The 15257-nt window shown below is 69.7% G+C and carries 14 protein-coding genes and 1 pseudogene; 14 read left to right on the plus strand and 1 reads right to left on the minus strand.

Features of this window, described 5'->3' with window-relative positions:
- Nucleotides 1–37 precede the first annotated feature (37 nt).
- From trpB to BDK63_RS14200, 14 genes are all read left to right on the plus strand, one after another.
- Nucleotides 38–1252: a tryptophan synthase subunit beta gene (gene trpB, locus BDK63_RS14135; RefSeq protein ID WP_343065322.1), complete on the plus strand. Its 1215-nt coding sequence runs from the start codon at nt 38–40 to the stop codon at nt 1250–1252.
- 9 nt (nt 1253–1261) lie between these two features.
- Complete coding sequence (gene trpA / locus BDK63_RS14140) at nt 1262–2077, plus strand: tryptophan synthase subunit alpha (protein WP_183333050.1); 816 nt, start codon at nt 1262–1264, stop codon at nt 2075–2077.
- Between the two features lie 79 nt (nt 2078–2156).
- Entirely contained in the window at nt 2157–3209 is a 1053-nt protein-coding gene (gene accD / locus BDK63_RS14145; RefSeq protein ID WP_183333052.1) for an acetyl-CoA carboxylase, carboxyltransferase subunit beta, read from the plus strand.
- Nucleotides 3210–3217: 8 nt separating this feature from the next.
- On the plus strand, nt 3218–4492 hold the full coding sequence (folC, locus tag BDK63_RS14150; RefSeq protein ID WP_183333054.1) for a bifunctional tetrahydrofolate synthase/dihydrofolate synthase: 1275 nt from the start codon (nt 3218–3220) through the stop codon (nt 4490–4492).
- Nucleotides 4489–5184: an SPOR domain-containing protein gene (locus tag BDK63_RS14155; RefSeq protein WP_183333056.1), complete on the plus strand. Its 696-nt coding sequence runs from the start codon at nt 4489–4491 to the stop codon at nt 5182–5184. The genes folC and BDK63_RS14155 overlap by 4 nt, the downstream gene beginning before the upstream one ends.
- Before the next feature lie 2 nt (nt 5185–5186).
- A complete protein-coding gene (locus BDK63_RS14160) occupies nt 5187–5756 on the plus strand; it encodes a CvpA family protein (RefSeq protein WP_183333059.1) in 570 nt (189 codons plus the stop codon).
- Between the two features lie 74 nt (nt 5757–5830).
- The gene (gene purF / locus BDK63_RS14165; RefSeq protein ID WP_183333061.1) at nt 5831–7354 is read left to right on the plus strand and encodes an amidophosphoribosyltransferase; all 1524 of its coding nucleotides are present in this window, start codon (nt 5831–5833) and stop codon (nt 7352–7354) included.
- 10 nt (nt 7355–7364) lie between these two features.
- A complete protein-coding gene (locus BDK63_RS14170) occupies nt 7365–8561 on the plus strand; it encodes an O-succinylhomoserine sulfhydrylase (RefSeq protein WP_183333063.1) in 1197 nt (398 codons plus the stop codon).
- A 133-nt stretch (nt 8562–8694) separates the two neighbouring features.
- A complete protein-coding gene (locus BDK63_RS14175) occupies nt 8695–9381 on the plus strand; it encodes a type 1 glutamine amidotransferase domain-containing protein (RefSeq protein WP_183333064.1) in 687 nt (228 codons plus the stop codon).
- Nucleotides 9382–9527: 146 nt separating this feature from the next.
- Complete coding sequence (locus BDK63_RS14180; protein WP_183333066.1) at nt 9528–10082, plus strand: cytochrome b; 555 nt, start codon at nt 9528–9530, stop codon at nt 10080–10082.
- Nucleotides 10083–10165: 83 nt separating this feature from the next.
- Entirely contained in the window at nt 10166–10750 is a 585-nt protein-coding gene (locus tag BDK63_RS14185) for a YceI family protein (RefSeq protein WP_183333068.1), read from the plus strand.
- 143 nt (nt 10751–10893) lie between these two features.
- Nucleotides 10894–11541, plus strand: a complete 648-nt coding sequence (locus tag BDK63_RS14190) for a PAS domain S-box protein (RefSeq protein WP_246386142.1) — start codon at nt 10894–10896, stop codon at nt 11539–11541.
- A gap of 46 nt (nt 11542–11587) precedes the next feature.
- On the plus strand, nt 11588–12877 hold the full coding sequence (locus BDK63_RS14195) for an MATE family efflux transporter (RefSeq protein WP_246386155.1): 1290 nt from the start codon (nt 11588–11590) through the stop codon (nt 12875–12877).
- Between the two features lie 388 nt (nt 12878–13265).
- On the plus strand, nt 13266–14090 hold the full coding sequence (locus tag BDK63_RS14200) for a putative sodium/potassium/calcium exchanger (protein ID WP_183333072.1): 825 nt from the start codon (nt 13266–13268) through the stop codon (nt 14088–14090).
- Nucleotides 14091–14174: 84 nt separating this feature from the next.
- On the opposite strand, the pseudogene BDK63_RS14205 reads toward BDK63_RS14200, so the two are convergent.
- A pseudogene (locus BDK63_RS14205) lies at nt 14175–15161 on the minus strand (NCS2 family permease); the annotation flags it as partial.
- Between the last annotated feature and the right edge of the window lie 96 nt (nt 15162–15257).

The following is a 15257-nucleotide window of genomic DNA, read 5'->3' on the forward strand; positions in this document are numbered from 1 at the left end:
TCCCCATGCCCTTCTGGCGACCTGTGAGGTGTCTTTCGTGAGCAAGTTCAGTGACCTGACCCGACTGCCGGATGCCCGCGGCCACTTCGGCCCCTACGGCGGCCGGTTCGTCTCGGAGACCCTGAGCTTCGCCCTGGACGAGCTGGAGAAGACCTACCTGAGTCTTCGCGACGACCCGGCCTTCCAGGCGGAATTCGACTATGACCTGGCCCACTACGTGGGTCGTCCTTCGCCGCTCTACCATGCCGAGCGGTGGTCGAAGCAGCTGGGCGGGGCGCAGATCTGGCTCAAGCGCGAGGACCTCAATCACACTGGCGCCCACAAGGTGAACAACACCATCGGCCAGGCGCTGCTGGCCAAGAAGAGCGGCAAGCCGCGGGTGATCGCCGAGACCGGCGCCGGCCAGCACGGCGTGGCCACGGCCACCGTGGCGGCGCGCCTGGGGCTCAAGTGCGACGTCTACATGGGCGCCGCGGACGTGCAGCGCCAGAAGCTCAACGTCTACCGCATGCGCCTGCTGGGCGCCAACGTGATCGCCGTGGAATCCGGCACCCGCACCCTCAAGGACGCCATGAACGAGGCGCTGCGCGACTGGGTGACCAACGTCGACGACACCTTCTACATCATCGGCACGGTGGCGGGCCCGCACCCCTATCCGATGCTGGTGCGCGACTTCAATTCCGTGGTGGGTCGCGAGGCGCGCCGGCAGTCCTTCGAGGAGTTCGGCAAGCTGCCCGACGCGCTGATCGCCTGCGTGGGCGGCGGCTCCAATGCCATGGGGCTCTTCTATCCCTTCGTCGAGGACGACGAGGTGGTGATGTACGGCGTCGAGGCCGGCGGCGACGGCGTCGAGACCGGCCGCCATGCGGCGCCGCTGGCCTCCGGTGCCCCCCGCGGCGTGCTGCACGGCAACCGCACCTACCTGATGTCCGACGAGGGCGGCCAGGTCTCCGACACCCACTCGGTCTCCGCCGGCCTGGACTACCCGGGCGTCGGTCCCGAGCACGCGCTGTGGAAGGACGTGGGGCGCGTCAACTACGTGGCGGCCAACGACGACGCGGTGCTCGAGGCGTTCCGTGAGCTGACCCACGTCGAGGGCATCATGCCCGCGCTGGAGACCGCCCACGCCCTGGCCTACGCCAAGGTGCTGGCGCCGACCATGAGTCCCGACCAGAACATCATCGTCAACCTGTCCGGTCGGGGCGACAAGGACATCCTCACCGTCGCCAAGATCGACGGCATCGAGATCTAAGGGGCCATGATGAACCGTATCGACCAACGCTTCGCCGAGCTCAAGTCCCAGGGCCGCCGCGCGCTGATCCCCTTCATCACCGCCGGCGACCCGGGCCCCGAGCACACCGTGGGGTTCATGCATGCCCTGGTGGAGGCGGGCGCCGACGTCATCGAGCTGGGCGTGCCCTTCTCCGACCCCATGGCCGACGGCCCGGTGATCCAGAAGGCCTGCGAGCGCGCCCTCAAGCGTGGCGTTCGCCTCTCCCACCTGTTCGAGATGGTGCGCGAGTTTCGCCAGACCGACGCCACCACGCCGGTGGTGCTGATGGGGTACCTCAACCCCATGGAGCGCATCGGTCTCGTCGCCTTCGCCGACCAGGCCGCCGAGGCCGGCGTCGACGGCGTGCTGACCGTGGACATGCCGCCCGAGGAGGCCGACGAGGTCGGGCCACTGCTCAAGTCCCGCGGGCTGGCCTCGATCTTCCTCGTTGCCCCTACCACTTCCAATGCCCGGGCCGCTACAATATGCGCCCACGGCGAGGGCTATCTCTACTATGTTTCGCTGAAGGGCGTGACCGGCTCGGCGATCCTCGATTCCCGGGACGTGGCCGAGCACCTGGCGCCGCTGCGCGAGATGACCGACCTGCCGCTGTGCGTCGGCTTCGGCATCCGTGACGGCGCCTCGGCGGCCGAGGTGGGCAAGGTGGCCGACGGTGTCATCGTCGGCTCGGCGCTGGTCAGCCGTATCGCCGAGAATGCCGATCGCCCCGAGGTGATCGCCGGCGAGCTCAAGGCGGTGCTCGGCGAGATGCGCCAGGCCCTGGACGCCATGAGCGCCGCCTGACGCCGGCCTTCGCCATTCGACTCGATTCATGCGCCCGGGGTCTCCCGGGCGCCGACCACATGACGGAACCCTTTCTGACATGAGCTGGCTAGACAAGATCGTGCCCTCCATGGGGCGTATCCAGCGCAAGGACCGCCGGGCCAGCGTGCCCGACGGCCTGTGGCGCAAGTGCCCCAAGTGCGAGGCGGTGCTCTACCTACCCGAACTCGAGAAGCACCATAACGTCTGCCCCAAGTGTGACCATCACCTGCGGCTGACCGCCCGCAAGCGGCTGGACTGGTTCCTCGATAAGGAGGGCCGCGAGGAGCTGGCCGCCGAGGTGGAGCCCGTCGATCGCCTCAAGTTCCGCGACTCCAAGAAGTACAAGGACCGCCTGACGGCGGCCCAGAAGGAGACCGGCGAGAAGGACGCGCTGATCGCCATGCGCGGCAGCCTCGATGGCCTGCCGGTGGTGGTGGTGGCCTTCGAGTTCACCTTCATGGGCGGTTCCATGGGGGCCGTGGTGGGCGAGAAGTTCGTGCGTGCGGCGACCCTGGCCCACGACGAGGGCATCCCGCTGATCTGCTTCTCCGCCTCCGGCGGGGCGCGCATGCAGGAGGCGCTCTTCTCGCTGATGCAGATGGCCAAGACCTCGGCCGCGCTGGAGAGGCTCAAGCAGGCCGGCGTGCCCTACATCTCGGTGCTGACCGACCCGGTGTTCGGTGGCGTCTCGGCGTCCCTGGCCATGCTCGGCGACCTCAACGTCGCCGAGCCCAACGCGCTGATCGGCTTCGCCGGCCCCCGGGTCATCGAGCAGACGGTCCGCGAGAAGCTGCCCGAGGGCTTCCAGCGCAGCGAGTTCCTGCTCGAGCACGGCACCGTCGACATGATCGTCCACCGCAGCGAGATCCGTGAACGGCTGGGCGGCGTGCTGCGCAAGCTGACCCACCAGCCCGCCAACGGCCCCGCCGAGGCGTTCCCCGACGAGCCCGACCTGGTGGACGTCGCGGAGCAGGCCGAGGAGCCCACCTCCGCCGAGTCGCCGGACGTCGAGGCGGCCGAGTCTTCGGAGCCCCGCGAGGCGTCCGCCCCCGGTGCCGACGAGCCCGCCGAGGACGGCGGCCGTGACGGGCACGACGCTGCCCGTCGCTGATCCTGGCGATGACTGACGCGGCCCTGCCCACCACCCTGGATGCCTGGCTGGCCCGGCTGGAAGCCGCCCATCCGGTGGGCATCGACCTCGGCCTCGATCGCGTGGCCGAGGTCGCCCGCCGCATGGGACTGCTGGCGCGGCCGCTGGCCAGGCGGGTGATCACCGTGGCCGGCACCAACGGCAAGGGCTCCACCGTGGCCATGCTGGAGGCGCTGGCCCGGGCCCACGGCCTCTCCACCGCCGCCTACACCTCGCCGCACCTGATCCGCTACAACGAGCGCCTGCGTCTCGATGGCCAGGAGGCCGACGATGGCCTGCTGATCGACGGCTTCACGGCCGTGGAGCGGGCGCGTCTGGCCGGCGAGCCGGTCAGCCTGACCTACTTCGAGGTGGGGACCCTCGGGGCCCTCTGGGCCATGGCGCAGCGGTCGCCCGATCTCGCCATCCTCGAGGTGGGGCTCGGCGGCCGGCTCGACGCGGTCAACGTCATCGACCCGGACGTGGCGGTGGTCACCACCGTGGCGCAGGACCATGCCGCCTTCCTCGGCACGGACCTCGAGCAGATCGGCCGCGAAAAGGCGGGCATCCTGCGGCCCGGCCGCCCCGCGGTGCTGGGCAGCCGCGACCTGCCCGCCAGCGTGCGGGAGGTGGCCGATTCGCTGGGTGCTCCCGTCTACGCGCTTGGCGAGGACTTCCGCTGGGACGAGGGCCTTCCCGACCCCGGCCTGCCCCTGGACAACGCCGCCACGGCGCTGAAGGCCCTCGAGCTTGCCGGCGTGACCCTCGAGGCCGAGGCCTGCCGCCGGGCGCTTGCCGAGGTGCGCCTGCCCGGGCGCATGCAGTGGCTGGGACAGTGGTGCCTGGACGTGGGCCACAACCCCCATGCGGCCGGCTACCTGGCGGCGCGCCTCGCCGCGCGTCCCTGTGCCGGACGGACCGTCGCGCTGCTGGGGATGCTCGGTGACAAGGATGCCGACGGCGTCATGGCGGCCCTGATACCGGCCGTCGATGCCTGGGTGACGGCGAGCCTTGCGGGCGACCGCGCCCGCAAGGCCGAGGACCTCGCCGCCCGGCTCGACCGCCTGGGCGCCGAGGTGCTGCACTGCGCCGACTCGCCGTCGGCCGGCGCCGACTGGCTGGCAGGCCGGCTGGCGCCCGAGGACCGGGTGCTGGTCTGCGGCTCCTTCTTCACCGTCGCCGAGGTGCTGCCGGGGCGGCTGGCGAGCGCATCGCCGACGGCGCAGACTGAGGGAAACGACATGCGCAGCGAGGGAGTGTCATGAAATACGGAATGCGGGAGCGTCTCAGCGGGGCGGTGATCCTGATCGCCCTGGCGGTGATCTTCGTGCCCATGCTGTTCGACGAGCCGGCCCCGCGCAGCGAGCGGCCCCAGCCGGTGCTGACCATCGAGCAGCCCGTCGACGTGGAGCGCCGCGACGTCCCGGCGCCCCGTCCCCCGGAGAGCCTCGGCGAGATCGGGGCGCCGCTGGTGTCACGGGAGGATGACCAGGCCCCGTCGGTCGAGGAGGTCGACGATGCGGCGGCGGAGCAGGTGGCCCAGGCCGAGCCGGCGTCCGAGCCCCCGGTGGTGGAGCCGGACGCCAGCGAGGCTGTGGTGTCCCAGGCGCCCGAGCCGCCCGCCGAGACGCCGCCCGCCGATCCCATCGCCGAACTGGCCCGCGCGGCCGACCAGCGCCTGGCCGGCGAGGCCAGCGAGAGTGCGGCGCCCGCTGCCGCGGTCGCCTCGGGGGAGTGGGCGGTGCAGGTCGGCAGCTTCGGCGAGCCGGCCAATGCCGAACGCCTCGAGTCCCAGCTTCGCGAGGAGGGCTTCAGCGTCTTCAGCCGTCCCCGCGACAACAACCTGACCACGGTCTACGTGGGGCCCTATGACAGCTCCGAGGCCGGCGAGCGCGCCATGGGCGAGCTCAAGTCCCGTGCCAACCTCCAGGGCCTGCTGGTCCGGGTAAGGAACTGAGCATGGCGCTGACCTGGCTGGACTGGATCTTCATCGGCCTGCTCACGGTGACCGCCGTGACCGGCTTCATGCGCGGGCTGATCCGCGAGGCCCTGGGCCTGGCGGCCTGGATCATCGCGCTGCTGGCCGCCCGGCTGCTCGCCGAGCCCGTGGCGGACCTGCTGTCTGGCCTGATCGACAACGCCGATGGCCGCCTGGTGCTGGCCTTCGTGCTGGTGATCTTCGCGGTGATCCTGCTCTGCGGCATCGTCATCCGGCTGATCCATGCCGCGGTGGAGTGGGTCGGCATGGGCCTGTTCAACCGGGTCATGGGGGCCGGCTTCGGCGCCGCCAAGGGGGCGGCGATCCTGGTGCTGGCCACCATCCTGATCAGCCTGACGCCGCTGGCCCAGCTCGAGGCGTGGCGCGACGCCCAGCTCAGGCCGACCTTCGAGCAGCTGCGCGACTGGGCGGTGAGCCAGTTCGAGGCGAGGGAGGGGCGCCTGCCCGAGGCGCCGGAGTCCCTGCGCGAGATCTCCCTGCCCGGGCGCGGCGACGGGGCGGGCAATGACGCGGCACCCCCCGACGAATGAATTCCGGGCGGCCCGGCCAGCCGGTGCCGCCGCTACTCTTCACAGCAAGTTCCCGGCAAGCGAGGTAAGGTGGAATGTGCGGTATCGTGGGCCTGATGGCCAAGCAGGCGGTGAACCAGGGCATCTATGACGCCCTGACGGTGCTTCAGCATCGCGGACAGGACGCCGCCGGCATGATGACCTGGCATGAGGGCCGCTTCCTGCTGCGCAAGAGCAACGGCCTGGTGCGGGACGTCTTCCACACCCGCCACATGGCGCGGCTGAAGGGCAACCTGGGCATCGGCCACGTGCGCTATCCCACCGCCGGCTCTTCCAGCGAGGCGGAGTCACAGCCGTTTTACGTCAATTCGCCCTACGGCATCAGCCTGGCCCACAATGGCAATCTGACCAACTCAGAGCAGCTCAAGCAGGAGCTGTTCTCCTCGGACCTGCGCCACATCAACACCAGCTCCGACTCCGAGGTGCTGCTCAACGTCTTCGCCCACGAGCTGGGCAAGCAGGGGCTGCACCTGGAGCCCGGCGACATCTTCGACGCGGTACGCCGCGTGCATCGTCGCTGCAAGGGCGGCTATGCCGCCGTGGCGATCATCAACGGCGTGGGCCTGGTGGCCTTCCGCGACCCCAACGGCATCCGGCCGGTGGTCTTCGGCACCCGCGACGAGGGCGTCGGCCAGGAGGTGATGATCGCCTCGGAGTCGGTGGCCCTGGACGTGGGCGGCTTCGAGCTGCACCGCGACCTCGATCCCGGCGAGGCGATCTTCGTCGACATGGCGGGCGAGATCCATACCCAGCAGTGCGCCGACCGTCCCTCCCTGGCGCCGTGCATCTTCGAGCACGTCTACCTGGCGCGTCCCGACTCCATCCTCGACGGCGCCTACGTCTACGGCACCCGCATGCAGATGGGCCGCAAGCTGGGGGATCGCATCCAGGCGGAGTGGCCGGAGCATGACATCGACGTGGTGATCCCGATCCCGGATACCTCGCGCACCTCGGCGCTGGAGCTGGCCCAGCACCTGGGGGTGACCTACCGCGAGGGCTTCATGAAGAACCGCTATATCGGCCGTACCTTCATCATGCCGGGCCAGACCCAGCGCAAGAAGTCGGTGCGCCAGAAGCTCAACGCCATCGACATCGAGTTCAAGGGCAAGAACGTCCTGCTGGTCGACGACTCCATCGTGCGCGGCACCACCTGCAAGCAGATCATCCAGATGGCCCGGGAGGCCGGCGCCAACAAGGTCTACTTCGCCTCCGCCGCGCCGCCGGTGCGCTACCCCAACGTCTACGGCATCGACATGCCGGCGGCCAGCGAGCTGATCGCCCATGGCCGCAGCGAGGCCGAGGTGGGAGAGCTGATCGGCGCCGACCGCATCTTCTATCAGGACCTCGAGGACCTGAAGAGCGCCTGCCGCGAGGTCAACCCGAACCTCGAGGCCTTCGACTGCTCGGTGTTCGACGGCCGCTACGTCACCGGCGACATCGACGACGCCTACCTGGCCGAGCTGGAGGCCTCCCGCAGCGACGACGCCAAGCAGCAGCAGAGCGCCGGCGACCATGCGCTGGTGGGAATGCACAACCAGGACGATGACATCGACGACTGAGGGGCCCACGATGGATCAGCAACAGGCGAAAGACGACGAGTGGGCGCTGGAGACCCTGGCGATTCGTGCCGGCCATGTGCGCACCCATGAACAGGAGCATGGCGAGCCGATCTTCCCGACCTCGAGCTTCGTCTACGGCAGTGCCGCCGAGGCCGCGGCCAAGTTCAGCGGCGAGGCGCCGGGCAACGTCTACTCGCGCTTCACCAATCCCACGGTGCGCACCTTCGAGCAGCGCCTGGCCGCCATGGAGGGCGGGGAGCGCTGCGTGGCCACCAGCTCGGGGATGGCGGCGATCCTCTCCACGGCTCTGGCGCTGCTGTCGGCCGGTGACGAGATCGTGGCCTCGCGCTCGCTGTTCGGCTCCACCGTGAGCCTGTTCGATAAGTACCTGGGCAAGTTCGGCATCACCACCCGCTACGTGGAGCTCGCCGACCTCGCCGCCTGGGAGGCGGCGATGACCCCGGCGACCAAGCTGCTGTTCGCCGAGACGCCGTCGAACCCCCTCTCCGAGGTGGTGGATATCGCGGCGCTGGCCGAGATCGCCCATCGCCACGGGGCGCTGCTGGCCATCGACAACTGCTTCCTGACCCCGGCGCTGCAGCGGCCCATCTCGCTGGGTGCCGACCTGGTGATCCACTCCGCCACCAAGTACCTGGACGGCCAGGGCAGGGCGATCGGCGGCGCCGTGGTGGGTCGCGACAAGGAGCTCGAGGAGCTGTTCGGGGTAGTGCGCACCTGTGGGCCCTGCCTGAGCCCCTTCAACGCCTGGATCTTCACCAAGGGGCTCGAGACCCTGGCACTGCGCATGAAGGCCCACTGCGAGAATGCCCAGGCGCTGGCCGAGTGGCTGGAGACCCACCCGGCCGTGGCCCGCGTTCACTACAGCGGCCTGGCCAGCCACCCCCAGCATGAGCTCGCCGCCCGCCAGCAGCAGGGCTTCGGCGCGGTGCTCGGCTTCGAGGTGAAGGGGGGGCGGGAGGCGGCCTGGTCGGTGATCGACGCCACCCGGCTGCTCTCCATCACCGGCAACCTGGGGGACGTGAAGACCACCATCACCCATCCCGCCACCACCACCCACGGCCGTCTCTCCGATGACCAGAAGCGTATCGCCGGCATCTCCGAGGGACTGATCCGCGTGGCGGTGGGGCTGGAAGCCATCGATGACATCCGCACCGACCTGGCCCGGGGCCTCGACGCCCTGCTGTAGCCCACGCCCCGGCACGTCTCGACGCCCGTTCCGCTCTCGGCGGGGCGGGCGTTGCCGTGTCTGGCCTTGAACTCTCGGCGATTGTCGCCATCTCATCAGGGCACGCATTCACTGCCGCCCAAGGAGGGCAATGATGAAGATCCTGATGGTACTGACGTCCCACGACCGCATGGGCGATACCGGTCACTCCACCGGCTTCTGGCTCGAGGAGTTCGCGGCGCCCTACTATGTCTTCAAGGACGCCGGCGCCGAGATCACCCTGGCCTCGCCCAAGGGCGGCCAGCCCCCGGTGGATCCCAACTCCCTGGCCGAGGAGGCCCTCACCGAGGAGACCCGCCGCTTCGATGCGGATGACGCGGCCAAGGCGCAGCTGGCCAGCACGCAACGGCTCGCCGAGGTCGAGGTGGGCGACTTCGACGCGCTCTTCTTCCCGGGTGGCCATGGCCCGCTCTGGGACCTCACCGAGAATGGCGACGTCAAGCGGCTCATCGAGGGCTTCCTGGCCGCCGACCGCCCGGTGGGTGCGGTGTGCCATGCGCCCACGGTGCTGCTCGGGGTGCGTACCCCCGAGGGCGAGCCGCTGGTCAAGGGCAAGCGGGTCACCGGCTTCGCCAACAGCGAGGAGGACGCCGTGGGCCTGACCGAGGTGGTGCCCCATCTGCTCGAGGATGCCCTCAAGGCCCAGGGGGGGCGCTACGAGCGCAGCGCTGACGACTTCGCGCCCTTCGAGGTCTGCGATGGCCTGCTGGTGACCGGCCAGAATCCGGCCTCCAGTGCGCCGGCCGCCCGGCGCCTGCTCGAGCTGCTCGGCAAGCACTGAACCGGCCCGTGCCCATGCGGCCCGCCACGCCCGGCGTGGCGGGCCGCGTGCGGTTTTTCCGAATGGTTGGTTCGGCATTTTTCAGCAGAAGCTGATGGTGCGCTGCGGTAAGCTTCGCCCAGTCCAAGGCAACGAGGAGCCGCATCATGTGGCGGAATACCCGAAGCGGGTGGGGCATCGTCAGCATCGTACTGCACTGGCTCAGCGCCCTGACCATCGTGGGGCTGTTCGCGCTGGGCTGGTGGATGACCGGCCTCGGCTACTTCGATCCCTGGTATAACCTGGGCCCCTGGTGGCACCGCTCGATCGGCATCCTGCTGCTGTTCGCGACCCTGCTCAGGCTGGCCTGGCGGTTCCTGAACCCGACCCCGGCATCACAGGGCAGCCGCCTGGAGCGGCTGGCGGCTCACCTGGGCCATGTGCTGCTCTATGGCCTGCTGCTGGTGGTGCTGGTCAGCGGCTACCTGATCTCCACGGCCCGTGGCCGGGGCATCAGCGTCTTCGACTGGTTCGAGGTGCCGGCGCTGATCAGCGGCCTGCCCAATCAGGAGAGTATCGCCGGCGAGGTGCACTGGTACGCGGCCCTGGCGCTGATGGTACTGGCCGGCGGACACCTCCTGGCGGCGCTCAAGCATCACTTCCTGGATCGCCACGATACCCTGACTCGCATGATCCATCCGGCGCGGTCCCGGCGTCCCTGAGCCGTCCGCACCGTTGCAAGACTCGCCGACGGCCCCTGGCCCGAGGCACCCCCGAGACGACCATCCTGCACGAGGAACTCGACATGCTGAAGAAGACTGCCATCGCTACCGCCCTGGCCGCCACCGCCCTGGTGGGCATCGGCCAGGTCCACGCCGCCGACTACGCGGTGGATACCGAGGGCCAGCACGCCTTCATCCAGTTCAAGATCAACCACCTCGGCTACTCCTACATCCTCGGCAACTTCGAGGAGTTCTCCGGCCAGTTCCACTACGACCCCGAGAACCTCGAGGCGTCCAGCGTCGAGATGGAGGTCAACGTCAACAGCCTCAACACCAACCACGCCGAGCGTGACCGCCACTTCCTCAGTGACGACTTCCTGAGCGCCGGCGACCATCCGACCGCCACCTTCGTCACCACCGGCTTCGAGCCGTCCGGCGACAACGAGGGGACCCTGACCGGCGACCTGACCCTCAAGGGCGAGACCCGCGAGATCGAGATGCCGGTGACCCTGATGGGCGAGGGCGAGGACCCCTGGGGCGGCTACCGCGCCGGTTTCGAGGGCAGCACCATGCTGACCCTGGCCGACTTCGGCATCGACATGAGCGCCTTCCCCGAGGTGATGCACGAGCTCGAGCTCTACGTCACCTTCGAGGGCGTTCGCCAGTAAGCCAGGCACGCCCGGGGACCCCGATCCCCGCAAGACGCCACCCCCGGCAATCCCGGGGGTGGCGTCGTTATGGGCCTGACCCGAGAAAAGCGCTACCATGCGCGGCGTCATCCAGGGGCAGGATTCACGGGAGAAGAGGCGCCATGCCAGCCATGAGGAAGTGCAGTGCCGGTCGTTCCATCGGGCTTGCGACTGCCGCCGTGGGGCTTCTGGTGGCCTCCGTGGTGGTGCACTCGCGCCCCCCGGGCGCCCTGCTGATGGTGGCGGGATTGGCGCTGATGGGGCTGGCCGCCTGGCAGTGGCAGCGCACCATGCGGGCGCCAGGCAGTCAGGCCGACATGGGGCAGCTGCAGGCGCGGCTCGGCGAGGAGCGGTTCAGGGCGATGCTGGAGAGCCTGCCGAACATCGCCGTCCAGGGCTATGACCGGGAGCGCCGGGTGGTCTTCTGGAACGAGGAGAGTGAGCGACTCTACGGCTATCGCTACGAGGAGGCGCGGGGGCGCCGGCTGGAGTCGTTGATCATTCCCGAGGCCATGCGTGGACAGGTGATTCGTGACCACGAGGCGTGGCTCCACGAGGGCAGGGCGATCCCGCCGGGGCGCCTGGTGCTGCGCGACCGGGACGACCGGCCGGTGCCGGTCTACTCCTACCACGTGATGCTGGATGAGCATACGGCCGACCCGGTGATGTTCTGTGTGGACGTCCGGCTGTCAGGCAGGGCGGATTCAGATGCCGTGCCGACCGGAGATGAAGCGGCAAGAGACAGGAGCGCGAGTGACGATCCGATCTGATACCGAGCAGCCCCTTGGCTTCGTCCTGTGGCGCCAGACCTGGCCCATGGCGATCGGCGTGCTGGCGCTGCTCGGCTTCCAGCTGGTGGACAGTGCCTTCATTGCGCGCCTGGGTACCACTCCCCTGGCCGCCCAGTCCTTCACCTTCCCGCTCTCCTTCCTGATCATCGGCATCCAGGTGGGGCTGGGGATCGCCATCGCCGCGCTGATCTCCCGGGCCCTGGGCGCCGGCCAGGAGGCAAGGGCGCGACGGCTCGGCAGCCTGGTGCTGCTGGCCGGCACCGGCACCATCGCCCTGCTGGCGCTGCTGCTGTGGGGCGTCCAGGAACCGGTCTTTCGCCGCCTGGGCGCCGATGCCGCGACCCTGGCGCTGATCCGGGCCTACTGGGCGCCCCAGCTGCTCGCGGCCTGGCTGGGGGCGGCCCTCTACTTCGGCTACAGCCTGTTCCGCGCCCACGGCGATACCTGGCTGCCGGGCAAGATGATGGTGGTGACCAGCCTGGTGAACCTGGGGCTGGACCCGCTGCTGATCTTCGGGGTCGGCGACTGGGAAGGGCTGGGCCTGCCCGGGGCGGCCTGGGCCACCGCCATCGCCTTCTCCTGCGGCCTGCTGGTGCTGGGCCGACGGCTGCGCGAGACCGACTGGCTGAGCTGGCAGGGACTGGGTCGGGAGGCCCGGACGTCGGCCAGGCCCTTTGCCGGCATCGCCGGGCCGGCCATGGTCAGCCAGCTGATGCCCCCCCTGGCCGCCATGCTGGCGATCTCGGTGGTGGCCACCCTTGGCGAGGCATCGGTGGCGGCCTGGGGGCTGGCGAGCCGTCTCGAGACGCTCTCGCTGATGGTGGTGCTGGCCATGACCATGTCGCTGCCCCCCTGGCTGGGGCGCTGCTACGGGGCTGGCGACTGGGACCAGGTGCACCGGCTGATGCGCCTCGCCCTGCGGGTCGTGGTGGTCTGGCAGCTGGGGCTCGGGCTGGTCATGGCGGCGGCGGCGCCCTGGGTGGCGCTGGCGCTCTCCGGCAACGTGGAGGTCCGGGACGACCTGGCGCTGCTGATCCGCTTCCTGCTGCCGAGCTATGCCGCGCTCGGCGTCTGCATGCTCGTGGTCTCGGCGGGCAACGCGCTGGGCTGGCCGCTGCGCGCGATGCTGATGTCCGGGGCGCGGCTGTTTCTCTTCTACCTGCCGTGCCTGGGCATCGGCGCCTGGCTGGGGGGGCTGGCCGGGCTCGCCGCGGGGGCGGCGGTGGGCAACCTGCTGGCCGGGCTGGCCGCCTGGCAGGTGCTGCGACGGATCCTGGCCAGCCCCAGGCGGCAGCCCTCTACTGTCGGCAGTTGATTCACGACACCCCGGAGTGGCCCCTGAGCGGCGGCAGCGCCCCGCGGCTGAACGACCTGATGGGCGGCAAGTGCGCGCCCATCGATCCCGCCGGCCCTGTCGCGATTTCCAGACGCGACCTTCGTCCGACGAACTGGCCCTGTCCGCGGTTTTCCTCCCGGGATCGTCGCCTCCTGCCGACAGATAGGGCCAACTTCCTGCTGCACCGCGCCTCGCCTCGTGGCGTGGTGTTAGGTTAACTATTTGACCTTGCAGATCAATTCTTCTTGCTGGCATGCCGCTCGCTTGTTCATGGCAGGAACCGGCCCCCCCGGGGCCGAGCGACTCAGGGACGAGTCACCCTTGAACATGGAGGCCCGCCCCCCGGCGGGGCACAAGGAGGCGCATCATGAAACTCAAGACCCTGGCTGCCAGCATGGCGCTGATCTTCTCCGGCATGACCGTCCAGGCCCACGCCATGGGCCTGGAAGATGAGTCGTTGTCGACCGATCTTTCCTCATCTCCCACGATGACCCAGTCCAGTGACACACTGCTGCTGGCGGCCGCCGACGGCGTCGCCGAAGGTGGTGATAGCGCCGGGAGTGCCGATGGCGCTGACACCGATGGGGACGCCGTCGGTGATGCCGAGGGCGGTGTCGAGGGTGACGCCGATAGCGGTGTCGATGGCGAGGCCGATGCCGGTATGGACGCCGACGCCGAGTCGGGCCTGGAGGCCGATGCCGGTATGGACGCCGACGCCGAGTCGGGCCTGGAGGCCGATGCCGGTCTGGACGCCGGCGCCGAGTCGGGCCTGGAGGCCGTTGCCGGTATGGACGCCGACGCCGAGTCGGGCCTGGAGGCCGAGACCGACGCCGAGGCGGGTGTGGAGGCCGAGACCGACGCCGAGTCGGGCCTGGAGACCGAGACCGACGCCGAGTCGGGCGTGGAGACCGAGACCGACGCCGAGTCGGGCGTGGAGGCCGAGACCGACGCCGAGTCGGGCCTGGAGACCGAGACCGACGCCGAGTCAGGTCTGGAAGCCGACACCGAGGTGGACGCCGAGGCGGGGATCGAGGCCGATACCGAGGTCGACGAGGAGGGCAAGACCAAGGCCCCGGGCCTGGATCGTGCCACGGAGCGTGCCGCGGAGCCGGCCAAGGGGCGCCTCGAGGCGGTCAAGGACCGGCTGCGGGGCATGATCGGCGGTGACGACGACACCGATGAGGCCAACTGAGGCCTGAGGCTCCCACTGCCGGGCAGGAGGCCCGGAGACCAACCCACCAGCGCGCCGGGGCAGGATGCCCCGGCGCCTGTGTGTTCAGGTCCGGCCGGCGGCCAGGCGCTGCTGCTGCCAGGCGAAGTAGAGGAACAGCGCCCCCATCACCAGGTAACCCATGACGTAGTCCGGGGCGGCATTGAGGGCGAGCGCCGGGGCGTGCATCAGGCCGAAGAAGGAGAAGCCCGCGGCCACGCCGGCGAAGGCGGCGGCGCGGCGGAACTGGTGGTCGATCACCGAGACCGTCATGGCGCCGATCAGGATCGCCATGAACATGGCCCCCTGGCCGATCGGCACGATGCCGGCCGAGATCCCGGTCACCGTCTCCTCGGCGGCGCGGTTGAAGCGGGTCATCACATAGTTGGCGAAGTAGGGCAGCATGGCCAGGGCCACCGCCGGATAGTAGCGGGTGTCATTGCTCTGGAAGGCCGTGGCGATCATCGACATGCCGACGAACACCAGGATCGGCGCCACCACCGACACCGGGATGATGGCGGCGAGTGCCGCGATCAGGCCGAACATGGTGGCAATGGCATAGACGGCCCCGTTGAGCAGGCTGTAGCCGCGCCCGGCGCCCATCCACTTGGCGCCCACGGTGGCGATGTAGACGGTGGTGGGGAAGACCCCGCCGAACAGGGCGCCGATCATGGTGCCGGCGCCGTCCACCGCCTGGCACTCGCGCACGTCGTACTTGTCGCCGGCGGCCTCCATGGCCTCGACGTTGTTCATGGTCTCGATGGCGTTGTACAGGGTGATCGGCAGCACCACGGTGAGCACCGCCAGCATGCCCGTGAAGAGCAGCCCCAGGCCCTCGAACCAGGCCAGGTTGGGCAGCAGCGGGTAGAAGCCCAGATGGGTGAAGGCGTCGCTGAAGCGCTCGCCGCCGGCGTCGCCGATCAGGTAGGCCATGGCGGTCCCCACCACGATGGCGAACAGCGAGGTGGGCAACCGGAAGGGCATGGCCACCCGGGCGACCAGGCCGACGATGATGATCGCCAGCACCAGCAGGCCGATCACCGGCATCTCCAGGGCGATGCCTGTCAAGATTGTTGGAACCTGGAATCAGGCGGCTTCTAATCGCTGATCGCGTTGAACCAGCGGGTCTTCCTGGTCCGGGTTCAGCCA

Source organism: Halomonas campaniensis, assembly GCF_014193375.1.
In the GTDB taxonomy this organism is placed as follows: domain Bacteria; phylum Pseudomonadota; class Gammaproteobacteria; order Pseudomonadales; family Halomonadaceae; genus Halomonas; species Halomonas campaniensis.

What these genes read in the sequence shown, in the direction of transcription:
- trpA (WP_183333050.1), top strand. Translation starts at nt 1,262, where the DNA reads ATGAACCGTATCGACCAACGCTTCGCCGAGCTCAAGTCCCAGGGCCGC.
- accD (WP_183333052.1), top strand. Translation starts at nt 2,157, where the DNA reads ATGAGCTGGCTAGACAAGATCGTGCCCTCCATGGGGCGTATCCAGCGC.
- folC (WP_183333054.1), top strand. Translation starts at nt 3,218, where the DNA reads ATGACTGACGCGGCCCTGCCCACCACCCTGGATGCCTGGCTGGCCCGG.
- BDK63_RS14155 (WP_183333056.1), top strand. Translation starts at nt 4,489, where the DNA reads ATGAAATACGGAATGCGGGAGCGTCTCAGCGGGGCGGTGATCCTGATC.
- BDK63_RS14160 (WP_183333059.1), top strand. Translation starts at nt 5,187, where the DNA reads ATGGCGCTGACCTGGCTGGACTGGATCTTCATCGGCCTGCTCACGGTG.
- purF (WP_183333061.1), top strand. Translation starts at nt 5,831, where the DNA reads ATGTGCGGTATCGTGGGCCTGATGGCCAAGCAGGCGGTGAACCAGGGC.
- BDK63_RS14170 (WP_183333063.1), top strand. Translation starts at nt 7,365, where the DNA reads ATGGATCAGCAACAGGCGAAAGACGACGAGTGGGCGCTGGAGACCCTG.
- BDK63_RS14175 (WP_183333064.1), top strand. Translation starts at nt 8,695, where the DNA reads ATGAAGATCCTGATGGTACTGACGTCCCACGACCGCATGGGCGATACC.
- BDK63_RS14180 (WP_183333066.1), top strand. Translation starts at nt 9,528, where the DNA reads ATGTGGCGGAATACCCGAAGCGGGTGGGGCATCGTCAGCATCGTACTG.
- BDK63_RS14185 (WP_183333068.1), top strand. Translation starts at nt 10,166, where the DNA reads ATGCTGAAGAAGACTGCCATCGCTACCGCCCTGGCCGCCACCGCCCTG.
- BDK63_RS14190 (WP_246386142.1), top strand. Translation starts at nt 10,894, where the DNA reads ATGCCAGCCATGAGGAAGTGCAGTGCCGGTCGTTCCATCGGGCTTGCG.
- BDK63_RS14195 (WP_246386155.1), top strand. Translation starts at nt 11,588, where the DNA reads ATGGCGATCGGCGTGCTGGCGCTGCTCGGCTTCCAGCTGGTGGACAGT.
- BDK63_RS14200 (WP_183333072.1), top strand. Translation starts at nt 13,266, where the DNA reads ATGAAACTCAAGACCCTGGCTGCCAGCATGGCGCTGATCTTCTCCGGC.